This is a genomic window from Brevibacterium sanguinis, from assembly GCF_039528855.1.
GTDB classification, from domain to species: Bacteria; Actinomycetota; Actinomycetes; order Actinomycetales; family Brevibacteriaceae; genus Brevibacterium; species Brevibacterium sanguinis.
In genome coordinates this window covers 290,705-311,780 of the sequence record NZ_BAAAMB010000010.1, presented here as the reverse complement: position 1 = coordinate 311,780, position 21,076 = coordinate 290,705, and the positions used below count along the sequence as shown (strand labels likewise).

The window sequence follows — 21,076 nt, the reverse complement described above, 5'->3', positions numbered from 1 at the left end:
TGCGGAGGAGAGATCGGACGGCAGGCGTCAGGGCATGGGGGAGGGGCGGCACAATCGAGAGTCGGAATCCATCGACGACCACCTCCTTGACGCGGCTCCGGCAGCTTTCCTCCACCCTATCGGAGGGGTCGGACACGAACCGCATCGGGTAGATTTGGGGAGACATTCGGCCGAGACGAGGGAATATGCGACCGTGGAGATTCTGACTGTGGGCGTGGCCGGGGGCACCGGCAGCGGGAAGACGACGCTGACCCGGGCGCTGCTCGCCGAATGCGTGGGCGTGTCCTCGGTGCTCTACCACGACAACTACTACCGCCGGCAGGACGATCTCACCTTCGCCGAGCGCGAGCGCGTCAACTACGACGACCTCGACGCCTTCGACAACGACCTCTTCGTCGACCATCTCCTCGCGCTGCGCAGCCAGCGGTCGGTCGAGAGCCCGATCTACGACTTCTCCAACCACAACCGGAGCACGGACACGACCGTCGTCCAGCCCTCCCCGGTCATCATCGTCGAGGGCATCCTCATCCTCGCCGAGCCGCGCATCTGCGAACTCCTCGACATCAAGCTCTTCGTCGACACCGATGCCGACGTCCGGCTCCTGCGGCGGATCAAACGCGACGTCATCGAACGCGGCCGGACGCTCGAATCCGTCGAGGAGCAGTACCTCGGCACCGTCAAGCCGATGCACGAGCTCTACGTCGAGCCCTCGAAGCGCAACGCCGATCTCATCGTCCCCGAGGGCGGCCACAACATCGTCGCGATGGACATGATCATGCGGAGGATCAAAGCCGGGGCGTGACGCCCGGGTGGAGTGTCGTCCCAGGTCACCGGGGTCGGCGATTCCATGTCAGGACCGTGTCCTAGGGTGCGGTCATGGACTTCGAACCTGCCCCCGCCGGTGGGGCGCCTGCCCCGGACGGGGCGTCGGACTACCTCGCCGAGGTGGCCCGGCTGGGCAGATTCCTGCGCGGTGCCGCGGTGGCGGAGTCCGAGGACGACGCGCTCGCGCGGATCACCGCGCTCGAGGAGCTCACCGCGACGATCGCCGCCGCCCAGTCGGCTGAGGCCGTCGCCTTCGCCGAGCTGCGCCGGGACCGGGATCGGCTGAACGGTCTGCCCGTCCAGGAGTGGGGTGTGCGCGCCGGGGACGAGGTGGGACTGGCCAAGCGGGTCTCGCCGGGGTCGGGGCGGAAATTCCTCACCGCCGCCCAGGCGCTCGTCACCGAACTGCCCGGCACCTATGCGGCGCTGGCGGCCGGGGAGATCTCCGCGGACCGGGCGCGGATCGTGGTCGAGGAGACGGCGACGCTCGACCCGGGGGACCGGCGCCGGGTGGATACGCGGATGCGGGAGAGCCTCGGCCAGTCGGGACCGCGCGGTCTGCGCACCGAGGTGCGGGCACTGGCGATGCAGGTCGACGCCGCGGATGCCGCGAAGAAGGCGGAGCGTGCCGCCGCTCACCGGCGGGTGTCGATGACAACGCTCGCCGACGGCATGGGGCGGGTGAGCGCGATCCTCCCGCTGCCGCAGGCCGTGGCCGTGTGGACGGGGCTGAAGGCCGGCGCGGATGCGGTGATCGCCGCCGGGGAGGCGCACGGTCGGAGGCACCCGCAGATCATGGCCGACGGGTTCGTCGAGCGGCTGACCGGGCAGACGAGGGCCGCGGCGGTGCCGACGGAGGTCCATGTCGTCATCGACGCCGAGTCGCTCTTCGCCGACGGGATGGTGCCTGCGTGGATGCCCGGATTCGGGCCGCTGCCGGCGGAGTCCGCGCGGACGTTCCTCGCCGCGAACGAGGCGGAGGTGTTCATCAGGCGGATGTTCACGAGGGTGACCGACGGTCAGCTCGTCGGCACCGAATCGCGCTCGCGGGCCTTCACCGGGCGGCTGCGGCAGATGGTGATCTTCCGCGACGATCGGTGCCGGACCCCGTGGTGCGATGCCCCGATCAAGCACGCCGATCATGCTCAGCCCTTCGCCGCCGGCGGTGACACCTCGTGGGAGAACGGCTCAGGACTGTGCGCCTCCTGCAACTACGCCAAGGAGCACCCCGGGTGGTCGCACGAGGCGACCGCGACGGGCCTGACGGTGACGACCCCGACCGGGCGGAGGTACGCGACGACGACCCCGCCGTTCCTCAAACGGATGAAGCATCCGCGGCGGTCGAACCGCGGGATGGCCGGCACCGGTCCTCCAGACGGCGGTGCGAGTGACTGGCGTCGGGTCTTCGCCGGTCTGCTCGAGCCGGACGCGGCCCCGGCGTGGTCGGTGAGAGACCCGGTGCGCCCGCCGCCGCGGCGACGCGCCCGCTCCCACGCCGAGGAGGTCCTCCGCACGCAGATCCGCGCTCGCGCCGGATGACGCGGCCGGGTGAGACGGCCGGGTGACAGTTCTGCAACATCCTCGTCACCGGCCGGCGGCAGGTGAAACCGAGGATGGTGGTCATGAACACCGTGGACCGCCCCGCACCCGTCGGCACGCAGCTGCTGCCGCGCGGTCGACGGTCGCGGTGGGTGGCGCGGTGGCTGCCGCTCGTCGCGCTCGCGTCCTGGGTGGCGATGATCTGGGTGCCCGTGCTCGACAGCGGGAACCATGAGGGTCCCCGCCTCGTCATCACCTCGCTCGGCGAGCAGCCGATCGCCCCGGAGACGAGCGATGTCGCGTTCCTGCTGCCGTGGATCGCGATCATCGCGTGCGCGGTCACCGCATGGATCTCACGCTCACTCGTCATGTGGTCCCCGGCGGCGGTGATCCTCGGGCTCGTGCTCCTCGTGGCGCTCACCCTCATGCTGCTCGACCCGCCGTTCTTCATGTGGGACGGGATGGACGAGCAGGGTCGCTGGGTCGGCGGGATGGAGATCGGCTATCCGGCGCCCGGGGCGGTGCTGTGGGCGCTCGGCAGCACGGCCCTCATCGTCGGCGGCATCTTCGGCCTCTACGGCAGCCGGCACTGCCGTCACCGCAGGCACGCCGAGAAGTACTCGGGCTCGCGCTTCTGAGGTCGACAGTCGGAGACGGCGGTGTCGCCTGCCGAAAGTGGCTGCGTCAGCTCCCGGAGACGGCGGCGGCCAAGCGGTTGAGCGACTCGTCGAGCTGGTCCTCGCTGACGACGGGGAACAGGGAGAGCAGCTTCGGGTCGTCGACCTTCGACCAGTCGTAGGTCAGCGTCACCTCGGTGCTGTCGGGGCCGACCGCATTGAGCTCGTAGACCCATTCCCAGCCGCCGGGCTCCTTCGGATTGTCCGACTGAGCCGGCTGCCACCCGACCATCTTGTTCGCGTCGTACGCGGTGACATGGTTGTGCATCCGGTAGTCGCCGCCCATCGCGTCGGCGAACATGTTCATGACGAAGACGTCGCCGACGCCCTGGATGCGCTGGGACTTCTCCGCCGCCCGCACCATCCCCGAACCGTCGAACTGCTCGTGGTTCTCCGGGAGGGTGAGGACGTCGAAGATCTCCTGTGTGGGGTGGTCGATGACACGGGTGACTGTGATGCTCTTCTCATTCGTAGCCATACGACCACCCTGCCACAGGCGCAGTGCCAATCCGAGGCCTTCGCCCCGGTCATCAGCCAGCTCTCAGACAGGCCGGCTCTCAGCTCTCGGGGAGGAAGACCCCGGCGAAGAACTTCCCGATCTCCTCACGGGCGCTCAGCGGGTAGATGCCGGCGACGTACTGGTCGGGCCGCACGACGACGACGGCACCGTCACGGCTGATCTCGCGGGTGTCGAAGATGTCGTCATCGGGCAGGGCCGCGTAGATGTTCTCGAGGTACTCGAGGCTGTACTTCCCGACGAAGGGGCGGAAGACCGGGGGCACGTCGGTGAAGTCGAACTCCGTGTGCGGCTGCTGGTAGATGACCTTGAGCTCGACGAGGGCGTCAACGTCCTCGCCGGTGCGGCGGTAGGCCACGAGCGGGGAGGCGGGATCGGATTCGAGCCAGTCGGCGAGGCCGGGAACTCCGTTGAGCGCCTCGGCGTCGGTCTCCTGACCCGGGGTCGCCCCGTCGGCGAAGACGTAGATCCGCCAGCGGCCGTCGGCCTTCGCCTCGTGCCCGAGGTGGAGGGGGTAGGAGTCGACGACGCGGTTGACGCGCGCGGACTTGAAGCGCTTGCCGACGGGGAAGCCCGCCGCGAGCTCCTGGTTGGCCGTCGAGGCAGTGATCATCGACTCCGTGTACTCGGTCATGAAGCCGGCGGGGAACTCCGCGGTCTTGACGTAGAAGTCCTCGAGGTAGGCCTTGTCCGGCAGCTGATCCTGCGGGGTGGCCATGAGCGTCGACCACTCCTTGTCGAAGTCGATGAGGTTCTTCGCGGTGACCTGGCGCTCAGCGGAGTAGGTCCGCAGCAGCTCGGACGACGACCGGCCGGTCGCGACCTGCCCGAGCTTCCAGGCGATGTTGAAGCCGTCCTGCATCGAGACGTTCATGCCCTGACCGGCCTTCGCCGAGTGCGTGTGGCAGGCGTCGCCGGTGATGAACACGCGCGGGCACGGGGAGTCCGGGACCGACTCGTCGGTGTCGTCGAAGGCGTCGGTGAGGCGGTGGCCGACCTCGTAGACGCTGTGCCACGCGACGTTCTTCACGTCGAGCGAGTAGGGGGCGATGATGGCGTTCGCCTTCGCGATGATCTCCTCGATGCTCGTCTGGCGCACCTTGCGCGCATCATCGACGGGCACCTCGCCGAGGTCGACGTACATCCGGAAGAGATGACCGCCCTCGCGGGGGATGTGGAGGATGTTGCCGTGCTTCGACGAGATCGCGCACTTCGTGCGGATGTCGGGGAAGTCGGTGTTGGCGAGAACGTCCATCACGCCCCACGCATGGTTGGCCTGGTCACCGGACATCGTCCGGCCGATCGCCGAGCGCACCCCGGAGCGGGCGCCGTCGCTGCCGATGACGAAGCCGGCGCGGATCGTGCGCTGCTGGCCGGCGCGCTCACCGGCGGTGTAGCGCACGGTCACCGACACCGGGTGCTGGGGATCGGCGGCGGTGGCGGGATCCTCGACGGAGAGGTCGACGAACTCGATGCCGTAGTCGGGTTCGATGCGGGCCGGGGACTGCTTGGCGAACTGCGCGAAGTAGTCGAGAACGCGGGCCTGATTGACGATGAGGTGCGGGAACTCGCTGACGCCGGTCTCGTCGTCCTTGGGACGGCCGGTGCGGATGATGTGATCGGGGTTCTCGGGATCCGGATTCCAGAAGGCCATCTCCGTGATGTGGTAGCCCTCGCGCATGATCTCCTCGGCGAAGCCGAACGCCTGGAACGTCTCGACCGAGCGCGCCTGGATGCCGTCGGCCTGGCCGATGACGAGGCGCCCGTCGCGCTTCTCGATGATCCGGGTGTTGACCTCGGGATATTGGGCGAGCTGTGCGGCGGCGACCATGCCCGCCGGTCCGCTGCCGACGATGAGGACGTCGACCTCGTCGGGCAGGGCTTCGGGTCGGTCGATGCCGTACCCCGCCGCCTCCTCGATCCGCGGATCCGCGGACACGTAGCCGTTCTGATGGAAGTGCATATCAGCCTCCGGTTTCTCACACACCCTCGTGCGTCTCGAGTGATCCATCACGCACACTGTGATTGAGATCGTATCAGTTCATATACGATCAAGCACGCGAATCCAGGAAATCACGACAAGCCCTTGTCCAGTGGCAAAGCATCGTATACGATTCAATCAATCAACGACGAGAGAACGAGGTTTCGATGTCGACTGCAGTGCCCTCCCGCCCCGGCAAGATCATCGCCGTCCACGTGGCGTACGAGTCCCGTTCGGCCCAGCGCGGCAAGCGCCCCGCCGCACCCTCGTACTTCCTCAAGGCCGCGAGCTCGGTCGCCCCGAGCGGAGCGACGATCGAGCGCCCCGCCGGCACGAAGCTGCTCGCGTTCGAAGGCGAGATCGCCGTCGTCATCGGCAGCCCCGCCCATCGGGTCACCGCGCATGAGGCGTGGGATCACGTCGCCGGCGTCACCGCGTCCAACGACTTCGGTCTCTACGACCTCAAGACCCCTGACAAGGGGTCGAACGTGCGCTCGAAGAGCCGCGACGGCTACACCCCGCTGGGTCCGAACCTCATCCCCGCCGCCGAGGTCGACCCGCAGGAGCTGACGATCCGGACGTGGGTCAACGGCTCCCTCGTCCAGGACGACGACACCGGCCCCGACCAGCTCATCTTCCCGCTCACCCAGATCATCGCCGACCTCAGCCAGCACTTCACGCTGGAATCCGGGGACGTCATCCTCACCGGCACCCCGGCCGGCTCGACCGTCGTCGCCCCCGGCGATGTCGTCGAGGTCGAGGTCACCGGCGCCTCCTCGGCGTCGGGGGAGCAGCTGAGCTCGGGACGCCTGCGCACCGAGGTCGTCGAGGGTCCCGGCGACTTCGACGCAGCGCTGGGCAGCACTCCGGCCGTCACCGAGGCGCTCGCCGCCGATGCGTGGGGCTCCCGCGAGGAGGCAGGCCTCCCGCCGGAGGACGACGGATCCCTGCCCGCTGGGCTGCGCGAGAAGCTGGAGAAGGCGCCGACCGCGGGTCTGTCCGCGCAGCTGCGCGCCCGCGGCCTCAACAACGTCGTCATCGACGGGGTCCGTCCGCTCAAGCCGGGCACGACGCTCGTCGGGGTCGCCAAGACCCTGCGCTTCGTCCCCAACCGGGAGGACCTCTTCAAGTCCCACGGGGGAGGCTACAACGCGCAGAAGCGCGCCTTCGACTCCCTCAAGCCCGGCGAGGTCATCGTCATCGAGGCCCGCGGCGAGTCCGGATCGGGCACGCTCGGTGACATCCTCGCCCTCCGCGCGAAGTCCCTCGGCGCCGCCGGGGTCGTCACCGACGGGGGCGTCCGCGATGCCGCCGAGGTGGCCGGCATCCTCCCCGTGTTCGCGACCGCGAAGAACCCCGCGGTGCTCGGTCGCAAGCATGTGCCGTGGGAGTCCGATGTCGCCGTGGCCTGCGGCAGCGCCACCGTCCTGCCCGGCGATGTGATCGTCGGCGACGACGACGGGGTCATCGTCATCCCGCGTGACCTCGCCGAGGAGGTCGTCGACGCAGCGCTGGAGAAGGAGACCGAGGACGGCTGGGTCGCCGATCAGGTCGCCGCCGGCAATCCCGTCGACGGTCTCTTCCCGCCGACCGGTGAGTGGAAGGCGAAGTTCGAGGAATGGAAGAGCTCACGATGACCGCCGAGGCCGCCCCGCTCGGCCAGCGCCTGAGCAAGGCCGAGCTCGCGTACAACTGGATCCGCGAGCGCATCGGGGACCACACGTTCGACGCCGGCGACAAGCTCGTGCTCTCGCAGATCGCCGTCGACCTCGACACCTCCGTCGTGCCCGTGCGGGAGGCGATCCGCAGGCTCGAAGCCGACGGTCTCGTCACCTTCGAGCGCAATGTCGGAGCGCGGGTGGCGATGGTCGACCACGGGTCGTACGTCCAGTCGATGGAGGCCGTCGCGATCCTCGAGGGCGCGGCGACGGCGCAGGCGCTCACCCACATCACCGATACTGACCTCGCCGCCGCCGAGGCGCTCAACGAGCAGATGCTCGCCCTGCTCGACGACTTCGACCCGGTCGAGTTCACGCGGCTCAACCACGAGTTCCATGCCGCGCTCTTCGCCCGCTGCCCCAACGATCGCCTCCGCACGCTCGTCGGCGTCGAATGGGACCGGCTCGCCCACCTGCGCAACTCGACGTTCTCCTTCGTTCCCGAACGCGCCCGGGAATCCGTCGACGAGCACTCCCGGATCATCGCACTCATCCGAGCGGCCGCCTCGGCGGATGAGGTCGAACGCGTCGTCCGCGCCCACCGCACCGCCACCCTGCACAGCTACCAAGAAGCCACCACAGCAACAGAGAGGGACAAGTCATGACTGCGTCCACCACTGCTCCCGCCAACCTGCCGGAGAAGATCCGCCACTACATCGACGGCGAGTTCGTCGACTCCCTCGACGGCGACGAGTTCGACGTCATCAACCCCGTGACGAACCAGCCCTACATCAAGGCCGCCTCGGGGAAGAAGGCCGACATCGATCGCGCCGTCGCCGCGGCGAAGAAGGCCTTCGAAGAGGGTCCGTGGCCGACGATGCTCCCGCGCGAGCGGGCCCGCGTGCTCAACCGCATCGCCGACATCGTCGAATCCCGCGAGGACGAGCTCGCGGCCATGGAGTCCTACGACTCCGGGCTGCCGATCACCCAGGCCAAGGGCCAGGCCCGCCGGGCCGCGGAGAACTTCCGCTTCTTCGCCGACCTCATCGTCGCCCAGACCGACGACGCCTACAAGGTGCCCGGACGGCAGGCCAACTACGTCAACCGCAAGCCCAAGGGCGTGGCCGGGCTCATCACCCCGTGGAACACCCCGTTCATGCTCGAATCGTGGAAGCTCGGCCCGGCGCTGGCGACCGGAAACACCGTCGTGCTCAAGCCCGCCGAGTTCACCCCGCTCTCGGCGTCCCTGTGGCCGGGCATCTTCGAAGAGGCCGGCCTGCCCACAGGCGTGTTCAACATGGTCAACGGCTTCGGCGAAGAGGGCTTCGCGGGCGATTCCCTCGTCAAGCACCCCGACGTGCCGCTCATCTCCTTCACCGGTGAGTCCTCGACCGGCCAGGCGATCTTCGCCAACGCCGCCCCGTGGCTCAAGGGCCTGTCGATGGAGCTCGGCGGGAAGTCCCCGGCCGTCGTCTTCGCCGACGCGGACCTCGACGCCGCCGTCAACGCGACGATCTTCGGGGTCTTCTCCCTCAACGGTGAGCGCTGCACCGCCGGGTCGCGCATCCTCGTCGAGGACTCGATCTACGACGAGTTCGTCGAGCGCTATGCCGCCCAGGCGAAGCGGGTCAAGGTCGGTCTGCCCTCGGATCCCGACACCGAGGTGGCCGCTCTCGTCCACCCCGAGCACTACGAGAAGGTCATGTCCTACGTCGAGCTCGGCAAGGAGGAGGGCCGCCTCGTCGCCGGCGGCGGACGCCCCGAGGGCTTCGAGGACGGCAACTTCGTCCAGCCCACCGTCTTCGCCGACGTCACCCCCGACGCGCGCATCTACCAGGAGGAGATCTTCGGCCCCGTCGTCGCGATCACGAAGTTCTCCTCCGACGAGGAGGCGCTCGAGCTCGCCAACGACACGAAGTACGGGCTCGCCGCGTACATCTGGACCTCGGACCTCAAGCGCGCCCACAACTTCGCGCAGGCCGTCGAATCCGGCATGGTGTGGCTGAACTCGAACAACGTCCGCGACCTGCGCACCCCCTTTGGCGGCGTCAAGGCCTCGGGCCTCGGCCACGAGGGCGGATACCGCTCGATCGACTTCTACACCGACCAGCAGGCCGTGCACATCAACCTCGGCGAGGTCCACAATCCCGTCTTCGGGAAGCAGTGAGAGGAAAACCCATGTCCGACCCCATCACCACCCCCACCGTCCCCGCGCCCGACGTCGTGCGCTGTGCGTACATGGAGATCGTCGTCACCGACCTCCAGCGCTCCCGCGACTTCTACGTCGACGTCCTCGACCTGCAGGTCACCTGGGAGGACGAGAACTCCGTCTACCTGCGGTCGATGGAGGAGTTCATCCACCACAACCTCGTCCTCCGCAAGGGTCCCGTGCCCGCGGTCGCCGCGTTCTCCTTCCGGGTCCGCAGCCCGGAGGAGGTCGACGCCGCCGAGGCGTTCTACCGTGAGCTCGGCTGCCCCGTCGAGCGGCGCAAGGACGGCTTCGTCCGCGGCATCGGCGACTCCGTGCGCGTGCAGGATCCGCTCGGCTTCCCCTACGAGTTCTTCTACGACGTCGACCACGTCGAGCGGCTCGCATGGCGCTACGACCTCTACTCGCCCGGTGCGCTCGTCCGCCTCGACCACTTCAACCAGGTCACCCCGGACGTGCCGCGCGCCGTGAACTACATGGAGGACCTCGGCTTCCGCGTCACCGAGGACATCCAGGACGATGAGGGCACCGTCTACGCGGCGTGGATGCGCCGCAAGCCCACCGTCCACGACACCGCGATGACCGGCGGCGACGGACCGCGCATGCACCACGTCGCGTTCGCCACCCACGAGAAGCACAACATCCTCGCGATCTGCGACAAGCTCGGCGCGCTGCGGATGTCCGACTCGATCGAGCGGGGACCCGGCCGGCACGGGGTGTCGAACGCCTTCTACCTCTATCTCCGCGATCCCGACGGGCACCGCATCGAGATCTACACGCAGGACTACTACACCGGCGACCCCGACAACCCGCGGGTGACGTGGGACGTCCATGACAACCAGCGCCGTGACTGGTGGGGCAACCCGGTCGTGCCCTCGTGGTACACCGACGCCTCGACGGTCCTCGACCTCGAGGGCAACCCCGTGCCGCTCACCGCCCGCACCGACGACTCCGAGCTGGAGGTGACGATCGGCGCCGACGGGTTCTCCTACACGCGCCGGGAGGACGCCGAATCCGACTTCGGAGCCCACTCGGGCGCCGAGGACGGCGAAGAGGAATTCAAGCTCGGCCACCAGCTCTGAGGAGGGGACATGCTCGAAGACGCCGTCATCGCGGGCATCGCCGATGAGCTCGCGGAAGCGGAGAGGACGCGGTCGAAGATCGGTCTGCTCACCGCCGCCCACCCGGACATGACCGTCGAGGACTCGTACGCGGTCCAGCGGGAGTGGCGCCGGCGCGGCGAAGCCGCGGGACGGCGGATGGTCGGGCACAAGATCGGTCTGACGTCGAAGCCGATGCAGCAGGCCACCGGCATCACCGAACCCGACTACGGGACGATCTTCGCCGACCAGGTCTATGAGACCGGCGCGGTCATCGACCACGCGCAGTACTCGGGAGTCCGCATCGAGGTCGAACTCGCGTTCGTCCTCGGTGCCGACCTCACCGGCCCCGACGTCACGCTCGTCGACGTGCTGCGGGCCACGGAGTACGTCGTCCCGGCGCTCGAGGTCCTCTCCTCGCGCATCGAGATGGAGGGGCGCACGATCGTCGACACGATCTCCGACAACGCGGCCCTCGGCGCGATGGTCCTCGGCGGGCGGCCGGTGGCCGTCGACGCCGTCGACCTGCGCTGGGTCGCAGCCCTGCTCTACCGCAACGAGACGATCGAGGACTCCGGTGTCGCCGCCGCCGTCCTCGACCATCCGGGCCGCGGCATCGCGTGGCTGGCGAACAAGCTCGCCGACCACGGGGACAGCCTGCGGGCGGGCGAGACCGTGCTCGCCGGCTCATTCACGCGACCGATGTGGGTCCACCCCGGCGACACCGTCCACGCCGATTACGGAGATCTGGGAGCCATCACATGTCGTTTCGAGTAGACCTGCCGCCGACGTTCGCCGACCGGATCCGCGGGCTCGCCGACGGCGACCACCTCGCGGGGATGTGGGTGAGCTCGGGGTCGCCCGTGGCCGCCGAGATCGCCGCGTCCTCCGGGCTCGACTGGGTCCTCATCGACGGTGAGCACTCGCCGATCGGCCTCGAGACGACGACCCGGCTCCTCCAGGCGATGAACGGCTATCCGGCCACCCCCGTCGTCCGCGTCCCCGTGTGCGATCGGGTCCTCATCAAGCAGCACCTCGACCTCGGCGCCCAGAACCTCCTCGTGCCGATGGTCGACACCGTTGCCGACGCCGAGGAGGCCGCCCGGGCCGTGCGCTACCCGCCTGCCGGGGTCCGCGGGGTCGGGTCCGCGCTGGCGCGGGCCTCACGCTGGAACACCGTGCCCGACTACCTCACCCGGGCGGCCGACCTCGTGTCCCTGACCGTGCAGATCGAGTCGGCGACGGCCGTGGAGAACGCCGCGGAGATCGCCGCCGTCGACGGTGTCGATGCCGTCTTCGTCGGGCCCTCCGACCTCGCCGCCTCGATGGGGCTGCTCGGTCAGCAGACGCACCCCGATGTCACCGCGGCGGTGCGCGCGACTTTCGAGGCGGTGCGGGCCGCGGGCAAACCCGTCGGCGTCAACGCCTTCGACCCGGTGCAGGCGCGGGCCTACCTCGATGCAGGGGCGTCGTTCGTCCTCGTCGGCGCCGATGTCAGCCTGCTCGTCGCCGGTGCCCGCCGCTGGGCCGAGGAGTGGTCCGGTCGGGACTGAGTCAGCGGCGCTCCGCGACCTCTTCCGCGCCGGTGGCCTCATCGTCTCCGCCGACCGGTGACGAGCAGCGTCGCCGCTCCCACCCCGATGAGGACGATGCCGGCGCCGATGAGCAAGCCATGGCCGGTCGCTCCCGTTCGCGGCAGCTCTGAGACAGGGCCCGGGGCCTGAGGCCGGTCCGCGACCGGAGTCGTCGGGGGAGAGCTCGGCGGCACAGGTTCCTCCGAGGGCACAGGTTCCTCCGGTGGCGCCGGCTGCTCCGGGGGCGAGGGCGCGGTCGGGGGAGGACTCGCGGTGCCCTCCGCCACCCGTTCCACGGTCTCGGCGGGGATGCCCCATTCGCTCGTCCAGCCGCGGTGGACGTCGTCCTCGGCAATCGTCGTCACGAACGTCACCCAGCCGACGGGCATATCGATCGGCTCCGTGCTCACCGTCGCGCTGCCCTCCTGATCGGCGACGACGGTGATGTCCTGGGCGGCGATCTCGGTGCCCGACGGTGTCGCCGACTGCTCCGGTTCCTCGTCGGTGCGATAGGCCGTGACCGTGAGCCTCGCCTCGGCGCCGGGCCGCAGCCCGGTCACCGCGACCTCGTCGGTCACGGTGTCGCCGTCGAGCCGGGCCTGGGTCTGCGCTGTCGGGGTCCACGGGGTGAAGCCCGTCTCCTTCGGCTGGCCGTGGATGCCCGTCCACTCCCTCGTCGAGTCGTCGGCGGCGATGGTCTCGGTGAAGTAGACCCAGCCGCGGAAGTCCGCGGGGATCCGAATGCCGGGGGACTCGTGGGTGCCGTTGCCGACGTCCGCCGACGTCACGGATCCGACCACCTCGGCGTCGTCGTTCCTCTTCCCCACCTCCGGCTTCGACGTCGTCGCCCACAGCTCGTGGACGACGTCGACGGTGTGGTCGCCGATGAGACCGGACACGGTGAACGTGTCGGTGACCGTGTCCCCGGGGGAGGGGTTCGCCTCCGAGATCTCCGTGACCACCCGCGGCTGCGAGGTCAGGTCGACCTCGGCGGAGTCGGTGAGCGTGATGGGTTCGCCCGGGGTGATGACCCGCTGCACCCGGGTGCCCGACGTCGGCTCGTAGAGGGCGACGGTGTCCGGGGCGACGCTCGCCGAGGCGCTCACCCTCACCGTGCCCGGACCCTCGGCGGTCAGCGTCGTCGTCGCCGGAGCCGTCCCGCTCGTCAGACTCGCCGGGCCGTCGGCGCCGGTGACCTCGAGCGTGATCGGCACATCGGGCACCGCGGTCCCCGACGCCGTCGTCAGGGCGGCGGTGAGCGTGACCCGGTTCGTCGTCGGGAACGACGGCGTCGGGTCTGCGGGGGCGCGAGCGAAGTCCCCCTCGCCCGCGGCATAGGGTTCGAGGATGGGGATGTCGAGGACCGGTTCGAGCGCGATGGTCAGCGTGTAAGGTCCTGCCATCCGCTTCGCCTCGGCCATGATCGTCTCGTACTGCTGCGCGGCCCCCTCGAACTCCGCACCGAGGTCGCCCGGCTCCTGCGGCGGGACCGTGTGATCGTGGTCGATGCGCTCATCGGTCCGGGCGATCGCGCTCAGCGCCGCCTGCACATCGGGATCCGGTGAATCCGCGTACGTCGCCAGCGCCCACGCCGTGACCGGCGCCGTGACCTCCTGCGCCGTCGCGTCGGCGAAGAACTCCGGCAGCGGCGACTGCTTCCCCGCGTCGATGCAGTACGCGAACGTGTCCGGGAACGTCCGATACGCCCCGTACCAGGTCTTTCCCTCGGGCGCTTCGTGCCAGATCCCGGGACCGTAGGCGTCGGCGCTGCTGAGCATCGGCACCTCGCCGAGCTCGGCACTCGCCCCGTGCGCGGGCCCGGGGGAGAGCCCGGCGCAGGAGAGGACGGCGACGATGAGGAGGACGAGGACGGACAGGGGCGTGGGTCGTCTGCGAGTTTTCATGCCCCGATTGGACGCCCCACGACAGAGTCCTGACCAGACCCCGACAACCCCCTGTGGAAACCGGTGCCGGCGTCCACAGGAGAATGAGCGCGAGTCGACAAGGCAGGTTCACGGCTGGGGACGCGAGTCGGCGGCGCGGCCGGGCGCGGCCGGCGGGCTCCTCAGCCCTGCAGAATCGGGCAGCGACGACGGCACGGCCCTCCCGCCTCGGTGCCGGGAATCCACAGTCAGATGCACGCAAGTGACCGGTGCCGGCTGTTGCTGAACGGACACGTCGCTTTAGGGTGCGTGTCAGTGTTCGACCGTAGACTGATGGGGCAGTCAACGCTCTGAACAGCGGCTTCGAGCGCCCCATGGAGAAGGACGGACTATGTCGGAACAGGTCGGCCCAGGACAGGCGGGCTCGAACCAGGGCCCCGGCCCGCACGGGAACGGCCCGCACGGGAACCGCCCGCACGGGAATCCGCAGCCCGGACCGCGGCAGGCGATGGGCCCGCAGCAGTTCCCGGGACGACCGCCGATGGCAGGCCCGCCGATGGCAGGCCCGCCCGTGGTCGGGCCGCCGATGGCAGGACCGCCCGGTTTCGTCCGGCCGCCCCAGGTCGACCCGCGGCGCAGCGATGAGCGCTTCCGCCCGCGCCCGCAGGAGGAGCAGCGCCCGCAGGAGGAGCAGGCCCGACGCCCGCAGCAGCGCCGCGGCGATCCCGCCGGTCGACCCGTCTATCCCGGCCCCCCGGTCCACCACAGGCAGCCGGTCGGCTCGCAGCCGGGGATTCCGCACCCGGGGCAGGGACCCCGCCGAGTCTACGAACAGCCGCGCTTCGCCCCGACCGTGACACAGGAGATGCGGGTGCGCGCGTCGATGCAGACCCCCGATCACCGGGTGTCGGAGACCCCGTGGACGGGAGCGGTGCGCCGCACCCAGCCGCCCGAGGAGCCCGGTTCGACGACGAACGTCGTCCGGCTCGCGATCGCGATCCTCGCGCTGTGCGCCCTCGTCTTCGGCCTCCTCGTCATGGCCGTCGCCGGCGGCTTCCAGTTCGGGGCCAGGCTCTTCGCCCTCATCGGGCTCTCGGCGATCCCGCTCGTCGGGATCATCGCCTACGTCCTGTGGCTCGACAGGTGGAAGCCGCAGCCGAAGATCCTCCTCGGCCTCTGCCTCCTCTGGGGCGCGGTCGCCTCGGTCATCCTCACCCTCTTCGTCTCCCTCGTCGGCGAGGTCGCCCTCTTCCTCGTCGGGGTCGGCGAGATGCCCGACGTCTTCGCCACCGTCGTGCAGGCCCCGATCGTCGAGGAGACGATGAAGACCTCCCTCCTCGTCGTCCTCGTCCTCGCCGCCCGCCGGCACTTCGAAGGCCCCCTCGACGGCCTCGTCTACGGTGCCCTCATCGGCGCGGGCTTCGCCTTCACGGAGAACATCCTCTACCTCGGCACCGCATGGCAGGAGAGCACCTCGGGGCTGTGGGTCACCTTCGTCCTCCGCTGCCTGTGCTCGCCGCTGCTCCACACCGCGTTCTCGAGCTGGGCGGGGGTGACGATCGGCTTCGCCGCCCGCAAGTGGCCGTGGTGGGCCGTCGTCCTCATGTGGCTGCCCGGACTCTTCATCGGCATGTGCCTCCACGCGATCTGGAACGGGTCGATGACCGGCCTCCAGCTCATCAGTCCGATCGCCCAGATCGTCGGACTCATCGTCCTGAGCTTCATCCTCACGACCTGCTGGGTCGTTCTCGGGCTGCTGCTGCGCCGCAGCGAGCGCCTCCACACGCTCAACATGCTCGGCGACTACGCGAACTCCGGGTGGCTCTCCCACGCCGAGGCGGACATGCTCGGCACGTGGAAGGGCCGGAAGTCCGGCCGCCGGTGGGCCAAGTCGTTCCCCGGCGGCAAGGCGGAGATGGCTGAGATGATCCGGCTCGCCGGGAAGCTGTCGACGACGCGCATGCGCCTGCTCGCCGGCATCGGCGGCGGTCGTGAGAAGGAGATCGAGAACTTCGAGCTCCGCGAATTCGCCGGAGCCCGCGACCGGCTGCTCGCCGCCTCCCGCGGCGAGGCGAAGGCCGTGTCATGATCATCGTCGACATCATCATCGTCCTCCTCGGCATCGGCGCCCTCTTCGCCGGATTCCGGCAGGGCTTCGTCGTCGGACTGTGCACGGTCGTCGGCTTCGTCGTCGGGTGGATCGCCGGACGGCTGCTCTCCCCGCTCGTCGAGAACCTCTCCGCCGGCACCTCGGCGATGGAGAATCCCGGCGTCGTCGCGCTGCTCGCGGCGATGCCGCTCGTGCTCAGCGTCCTCTTCGCCTTCGCCGGCAACGGGATCGGCACGTGGATCAAACGCGCGATGGACTCCGAGCTCGGGCAGGGCATCGACGCGATCGGGGGCACCGTGACCGCTGGCGTCGTCTACGTCCTCGTCATCTGGCTCGCCGCCGGCTTCATCCGCGCCACCCCGCTCGTGGGGCCCAACCAGTGGGTCGCCGACTCCGGCGTCATCGCCGCGATCGACCGGACGATCCCGTACTCCTCGCAGAGCGCGCTCGGCGATCTCGCCTCGACCCTGCGGGCCACGGGCTTCCCGCAGGTCTTCTCCGGGCAGACCGAGGAGATCCGCGGGGTCGGCGAACCCGACGCCGACATGGTCGAGGTCGGACGCAGCGTCGAGGAGTCGGTCGTGAAGATCACGACCACCACGACGACGTGCCGGGCCGGCTCCGAGGGCTCCGGCTTCGTCTACGACGACGGGCTCGTGGCGACGAACGCCCACGTCATCGCCGGATCGACGAGCCTCGCCGTGCAGGTCGGCGGGACCGGGCGCCCCTATTCCGCCGAGGTCGTCGAATTCGATCCGGAAGCCGACGTCGCCGTCCTCCGGGTCCCCGAGCTCGACGCTCCCGCCCTCGAGTTCGGCAGTCCGCTCGGACCCGGGGACGACTCCGTCGTCGTCGGCTTCCCCGCCAACGGCCCCTACACGATCTCCCCGACGCGGGTGCGCGAGCAGATCAACGCCCGCGGCCTCGACATCTACGACCAGAGCAGCGTCGTGCGCGACGTCTACTCGCTGCGCGGCATCGTCCGCGAGGGCAATTCCGGGGGACCGCTCATCGACTCCGGCGGCAATGTCGTCGGCATGGTCTTCGCCCGCTCGGCCACCGACGAGGAGACCGGCTACGCGCTCACCCGCGCCGAGATCCGCGACGAACTCCAGGCCGGCGCGGCGAACACGACCCCGGTGCCGACGGGACAGTGCACGAGCTGAGCCCGCGCGCAGCTCAGGCGAGATCGAGCCCGGCGATGACCGCGCGGTGGTCGCTCGTGCCCTCCCCGAGGACCCTGTCCGAGGTCGCGGTGAACCCGCGGTAGAGGATGTGGTCGAGGCGGGTGACGGGGAACTGCGCCGGCCACGTGAAGCCGAAGCCCCCGCGCGCCTCGACGCGGGTGTCCTGAAGCGGCGGGACGAGCTCGTCGAAGTTCCGATCCGTCGACGCGGTGTTGAAGTCGCCGGCGACGATGATCTGCTCCGCGTCATCGCCCTCGATGACGGTCGAGAGCCGGCGCAGAGCGGCGTTGCGCATTCCCTCCTGGCCCGGCCGCACCGAGGGCATGTGGACGGCGTAGAACCGGATGTCGCCGTGATCGGTGGCGATCGTCGTCGCGAAGGCGCGCGGCCACTGCAGTCCGAGGTCGATCTCCTCCGGCGTCGACATCGGCCACTTCGACCACACGCCGAGGGTGTCGATGACCTCCGAGTGGGCGAACGAGGCATTGAGCTCGTCCTGGATGATCTGCCCGGACAGTGACGCGAGCTCCTGCATCGTGACAATGTCGGGATCGGCGGCGACGATGTTCTGCGCCGTGGCCGTCGGCTCCGGCAGGCGGGCCCCGACGTTCTGCGTGGCGACGGTGAGGTCCGGGGTGCCGGCATCGCGCGCCGGCAGGAGCGGACCGCCGAACATCACGCCCCACACGAGCGCGGGGACGAGCACGCCGATGACCGAGAGCACGGAGAACCGGAAGAGCATCATGAGCAGGACGAGCCCGATGATGATCCCCGTCCACGGCAGGATGCTCTCGACGAGCAGGGCGATGCCGCCGCGGGCGGGCAGCAGCTCGTGGAGGACGAGGAACGCGGAGTAGAGCAGGCCGACGACGAGTGCGGTGATGCCCTTCGCGGACTTCCGTGCGCGCGCGGGCCTGGGGTATGGCTGATTCATCGATTAGGAATCTTAACCGCGAACCCTGGCCTCCTGCTGGACGGGCCGTGCGACGTGCGTCTCAGTGCTGGTTCACCGATGGGCTGGATCACCGATGGCCGGGTCACCGATGTGCTGTGGCCGACCACACGGTGACGTCGGGATGCGTGTCGTAGCGGTAGCCGGCGCCGCGCATCGTGCGGATGACCGAGGAGTGCTCGCCGAGGCGGCGGCGCAGTCGGCGGATGTGGACGTCGACGGTGCGCTCGTCCGGTTCCTCGGCCCCCGACCACACGGCGGCGATGAGGGCCTCGCGCGGCAGCGTCTCATCGGCATGGGAGACGAGGGTGGCGAGGAGGTCGAACTCCTTCGTCGTGACATCGACGAGATCGCCGTCGATGCGGACCTCGCGGCGCGGGATGTCGATGCGCAGGCGCTCGGCGGGTCCGGCCTCGGTCTCGCGCAGGGTCGGCGGATGGATGCGGTTGGGAATCCGGGAGCGCACCGGGCCGTGGCTGCCGGCCGGGGTTCCCGACGCGGCGGGGGAGCCGTTGGCGACGGCGCGCACGGCGTCGATGTCGCTGCCGCGGCCCTCGGGGGCCAGGGCGATGACGGCCTGGGTCTCGGCCTGGGAGGCGAGCTCCTTCGCGTACGCCTGGAGCTCACCGGCGATCGCGGAGAGGTTCGTGCCGTCCGCGGCGGCCTTCGACTCGTCGAGGCCGATGTAGACGATGATGCCGCGCGCCGCCTTCGGCGAGGGCACGACCCCGGAGGGGCCGTAGGTGTGCGGCGGGTTCTGCGGGTCCACGGCGCTCAGCCTGGCACCGGCGCGGCGCACCGCGACAGCGCTGCGGGGGTGGACGTAGTTCGGTTCGGGATTCGGCATGTCTGTCCTCTGGGTGATGCGATGGAGTCCGCTGCGCGACGTGTCTGCACTCGTTCGCAGCCGGACAGCGGAAGGGCGATCACCGACGACGAACGCAGGGCATACACATCGATGCCGCGCGCATTCGCGCTTCGTGATTCGCAGAGGTCATGCCTTCATTATTCGTCACATGCGCGCACCCGGGCAAAGGATCGCCGGGTTCTGAGACGAGTGTGAAGTTTTGTGACGAGATCGTTCAGTCGACGATGCCGTACATCCGGTCGCCGGCGTCGCCGAGGCCGGGCACGATGTAGCCGAGCTCGTTGAGGCGCTCGTCGAGGGCGGCGGTGTAGATCTCGACGTTCGCCGAGGCCCCGTAGTCGCGTTCGATGCGCTCGACGCCCTCCGGTGCGGAGACGAGGCAGACGGCGGTGACGTCGCGGGCGCCGCGGGCGAGCAGGAAGTCGATGGCCATCGCCAGGGTCCCGCCGGTGGCAAGCATCGGGTCGACGACGAAGATCTGACGTCCGCTGAGGTCGTCGGGCAGGCGATCGGCGTACGCGGTCGGCTCGAAGGTCTCCTCGTCGCGGACCATCCCGAGGAAGCCCACCTCGGCGGTGGGGAGGATGCGCAGCATCCCGTCGAGCATGCCGAGGCCCGCGCGCAGGATCGGGACGACGACGGGACGGGGTTCGGCCATCCGAGTCCCGGTGAACGTCGCCACCGGTGTCGTGACCTCCCGGTCCTCAACGGCCAGGGACCTGGTCGCCTCGTAGGCGAGCAGCATGACGAGCTCCTCGGTGAGCTGCCGGAAGCGCGCGGAATCGGTGTTCTCATCTCGGAGAACGCTGAGCTTGTGGGCGATGAGGGGGTGGTCGGCTACGTGAAGGCGCATACTCAGATGGTACGGGAATCGGCTGTGGTGAAAGCCGGGGGAAGAGTCCACAATGGAGTCATGTCCTACTTCACTGAGATCCTTGCCGAGTCGAGCGACGGATTCCGCGCTCTCGATGTCGACGTCCGCGACGCCACGGACCTCGACAGCCTTGTCGACATGATGCGGAGTGCGGGAACCGATGACGGGGAGGCCGTCGCCGTCATCGAACACGAGGACGAATGGTTCGGTCTCGTCCGCCTCGCCGCGGACAACGAGGTCAAGGTCTTCATCTCGGATCTCGGCGCCGCCGAGCTCAGCCCGTTCGCGGAGATCTTCGCCGACTACCTCGACTCCCCGGACGACGCGTACGAGGCCGAACCCGAGGAGGAGTTCGGGCTCGATGCGGAGGAGCCGGACGCCGATGACGAGGACGACGACGTCGAGGACGAGGTCGAGATGCTCGACTTCGACGGCGACGGCGAATGGGGCGGCGACGCCGACATCTTCGCCGACCGCGGTCTGACTCCCGCCGACCTCATCGAGCAGGTCGAGAAGTACCCCTCGGATCCGGCGCGCGTCGTCGCCCACGTCGGGGAGACCGTCGGCTTCGCCGATCAGCTCGAGGCCGCCCGCTGAGCCACGACACCCGTGCCGATGAGCTCGGCTTCGGCGGGCATGCGCACTTCTCCGCGTGGATGGCCCTCGCCCTCGCCGAGGCGGCCCGGGCACCCGCGCACGACGACGTTCCCGTCGGGGCCGTCGTCCTCGACCGCGAGGGTCGGGTCATCGGGACCGGCCACAACCGGCGGGAGGTCGACGAGGATCCGCTCGGCCATGCCGAGCTGCTGGCCCTGCGGCAGGCCGCCGCGACGACCGGGCGGTGGCGCCTCGACGGGTGCACCCTCGTCGTCACCCTCGAGCCGTGCGCGATGTGCGCCGGAGCGCTCATCGGCGCCCGGGTCGCCCGCCTCGTCTTCGGCGCCTTCGACGAGAAGGCCGGAGCCGTCGGGTCGGTGTGGGATCTGCCGCGCGATCGGGCGGCGCTCCACCACCCCGAGGTCTACTCCGGGGTGCAGGAGAGCGCGGCGGCGGCCCTGCTCAGCGACTTCTTCACGGCCAAGCGGGGGACGTGACCGCACTCACCCCGATCCGATTTGGCCC

Annotated in this window: 19 protein-coding genes; 13 read left to right on the top strand and 6 right to left on the bottom strand. The window is 69.7% G+C overall.

All coding sequences use genetic code 11. The annotated features are described in order from the left end of the window. Window positions 1-193 precede the first annotated feature (193 nt). The 3 genes from udk to ABD154_RS13355 all read left to right on the top strand — a co-directional run bounded on the left by udk (window position 194) and on the right by ABD154_RS13355 (window position 3,002). On the top strand, window positions 194-802 hold the full coding sequence (gene udk, locus ABD154_RS13365) for a uridine kinase (RefSeq protein WP_137825150.1): 609 nt from the start codon (window positions 194-196) through the stop codon (window positions 800-802). Between the two features lie 74 nt (window positions 803-876). Beyond that, window positions 877-2,364, top strand: coding sequence for an HNH endonuclease (locus ABD154_RS13360; RefSeq protein WP_344251415.1), 1,488 nt, complete (start codon window positions 877-879; stop codon window positions 2,362-2,364). An 83-nt stretch (window positions 2,365-2,447) separates the two neighbouring features. Beyond that, window positions 2,448-3,002, top strand: a complete 555-nt coding sequence (locus ABD154_RS13355) for a hypothetical protein (protein WP_137825149.1) — start codon at window positions 2,448-2,450, stop codon at window positions 3,000-3,002. Between the two features lie 46 nt (window positions 3,003-3,048). Here ABD154_RS13355 and ABD154_RS13350 read toward each other — a convergent pair whose 3' ends face one another. Beyond that, window positions 3,049-3,519: an SRPBCC family protein gene (locus tag ABD154_RS13350; protein WP_211978103.1), complete on the bottom strand. Its 471-nt coding sequence runs from the start codon at window positions 3,517-3,519 to the stop codon at window positions 3,049-3,051. A gap of 79 nt (window positions 3,520-3,598) precedes the next feature. Then, entirely contained in the window at window positions 3,599-5,521 is a 1,923-nt protein-coding gene (locus ABD154_RS13345) for an FAD-dependent monooxygenase (protein WP_211978102.1), read from the bottom strand. Window positions 5,522-5,706: 185 nt separating this feature from the next. On the opposite strand from ABD154_RS13345, the gene ABD154_RS13340 reads away from it, so the two are divergent. The 6 genes from ABD154_RS13340 to ABD154_RS13315 are packed head-to-tail and all read left to right on the top strand — an operon-like array spanning window position 5,707 to window position 12,059. Next, window positions 5,707-7,176 carry a fumarylacetoacetate hydrolase family protein gene (locus ABD154_RS13340; protein WP_211978101.1) on the top strand — a complete coding sequence of 490 codons (1,470 nt, stop codon included), beginning with the start codon at window positions 5,707-5,709 and terminating at the stop codon, window positions 7,174-7,176. Then, complete coding sequence (locus ABD154_RS13335) at window positions 7,158-7,862, top strand: GntR family transcriptional regulator (RefSeq protein ID WP_249120911.1); 705 nt, start codon at window positions 7,158-7,160, stop codon at window positions 7,860-7,862. Before ABD154_RS13340 ends, ABD154_RS13335 begins: the two co-directional genes overlap by 19 nt. Then, window positions 7,859-9,364 (top strand): 5-carboxymethyl-2-hydroxymuconate semialdehyde dehydrogenase, encoded by a 1,506-nt coding sequence (gene hpaE, locus ABD154_RS13330; RefSeq protein ID WP_198500571.1) that lies wholly within the window; start codon window positions 7,859-7,861, stop codon window positions 9,362-9,364. Before ABD154_RS13335 ends, hpaE begins: the two co-directional genes overlap by 4 nt. 11 nt (window positions 9,365-9,375) lie before the next feature. Beyond that, window positions 9,376-10,488 carry a 3,4-dihydroxyphenylacetate 2,3-dioxygenase gene (gene hpaD, locus ABD154_RS13325; RefSeq protein ID WP_211978100.1) on the top strand — a complete coding sequence of 371 codons (1,113 nt, stop codon included), beginning with the start codon at window positions 9,376-9,378 and terminating at the stop codon, window positions 10,486-10,488. Between the two features lie 9 nt (window positions 10,489-10,497). Then, a complete protein-coding gene (locus ABD154_RS13320; protein WP_211978099.1) occupies window positions 10,498-11,283 on the top strand; it encodes a fumarylacetoacetate hydrolase family protein in 786 nt (261 codons plus the stop codon). Next, on the top strand, window positions 11,268-12,059 hold the full coding sequence (locus ABD154_RS13315) for an HpcH/HpaI aldolase family protein (RefSeq protein ID WP_211978098.1): 792 nt from the start codon (window positions 11,268-11,270) through the stop codon (window positions 12,057-12,059). Before ABD154_RS13320 ends, ABD154_RS13315 begins: the two co-directional genes overlap by 16 nt. A 38-nt stretch (window positions 12,060-12,097) precedes the next feature. Here the strand turns inward: ABD154_RS13315 and ABD154_RS13310 are convergent, their stop codons facing one another. Beyond that, window positions 12,098-13,984, bottom strand: a complete 1,887-nt coding sequence (locus tag ABD154_RS13310; protein ID WP_211978097.1) for an LPXTG cell wall anchor domain-containing protein — start codon at window positions 13,982-13,984, stop codon at window positions 12,098-12,100. 370 nt (window positions 13,985-14,354) lie between these two features. Between ABD154_RS13310 and ABD154_RS13305 the strand changes: the two genes are divergently transcribed. Both ABD154_RS13305 and ABD154_RS13300 read left to right on the top strand, forming a co-directional pair. After that, entirely contained in the window at window positions 14,355-16,052 is a 1,698-nt protein-coding gene (locus ABD154_RS13305; RefSeq protein ID WP_249120910.1) for a PrsW family intramembrane metalloprotease, read from the top strand. Continuing rightward, window positions 16,049-17,239, top strand: a complete 1,191-nt coding sequence (locus ABD154_RS13300) for a MarP family serine protease (RefSeq protein WP_198500576.1) — start codon at window positions 16,049-16,051, stop codon at window positions 17,237-17,239. The genes ABD154_RS13305 and ABD154_RS13300 overlap by 4 nt, the downstream gene beginning before the upstream one ends. 13 nt (window positions 17,240-17,252) lie before the next feature. Here the strand turns inward: ABD154_RS13300 and ABD154_RS13295 are convergent, their stop codons facing one another. The 3 genes from ABD154_RS13295 to upp all read right to left on the bottom strand — a co-directional run bounded on the left by ABD154_RS13295 (window position 17,253) and on the right by upp (window position 19,933). After that, a complete protein-coding gene (locus tag ABD154_RS13295; RefSeq protein ID WP_344251414.1) occupies window positions 17,253-18,194 on the bottom strand; it encodes an endonuclease/exonuclease/phosphatase family protein in 942 nt (313 codons plus the stop codon). A gap of 103 nt (window positions 18,195-18,297) precedes the next feature. Then, complete coding sequence (locus ABD154_RS13290; protein WP_198500578.1) at window positions 18,298-19,059, bottom strand: winged helix-turn-helix domain-containing protein; 762 nt, start codon at window positions 19,057-19,059, stop codon at window positions 18,298-18,300. 235 nt (window positions 19,060-19,294) lie between these two features. After that, window positions 19,295-19,933, bottom strand: a complete 639-nt coding sequence (gene upp / locus ABD154_RS13285) for a uracil phosphoribosyltransferase (RefSeq protein WP_198500579.1) — start codon at window positions 19,931-19,933, stop codon at window positions 19,295-19,297. Window positions 19,934-19,993: 60 nt separating this feature from the next. On the opposite strand from upp, the gene ABD154_RS13280 reads away from it, so the two are divergent. Together ABD154_RS13280 and ABD154_RS13275 are read left to right on the top strand one after the other, a co-directional pair. Further along, window positions 19,994-20,551, top strand: coding sequence for a tRNA adenosine deaminase-associated protein (locus ABD154_RS13280; protein ID WP_344251413.1), 558 nt, complete (start codon window positions 19,994-19,996; stop codon window positions 20,549-20,551). A gap of 59 nt (window positions 20,552-20,610) precedes the next feature. Next, complete coding sequence (locus tag ABD154_RS13275; RefSeq protein ID WP_344251412.1) at window positions 20,611-21,048, top strand: nucleoside deaminase; 438 nt, start codon at window positions 20,611-20,613, stop codon at window positions 21,046-21,048. Window positions 21,049-21,076 lie beyond the last annotated feature (28 nt).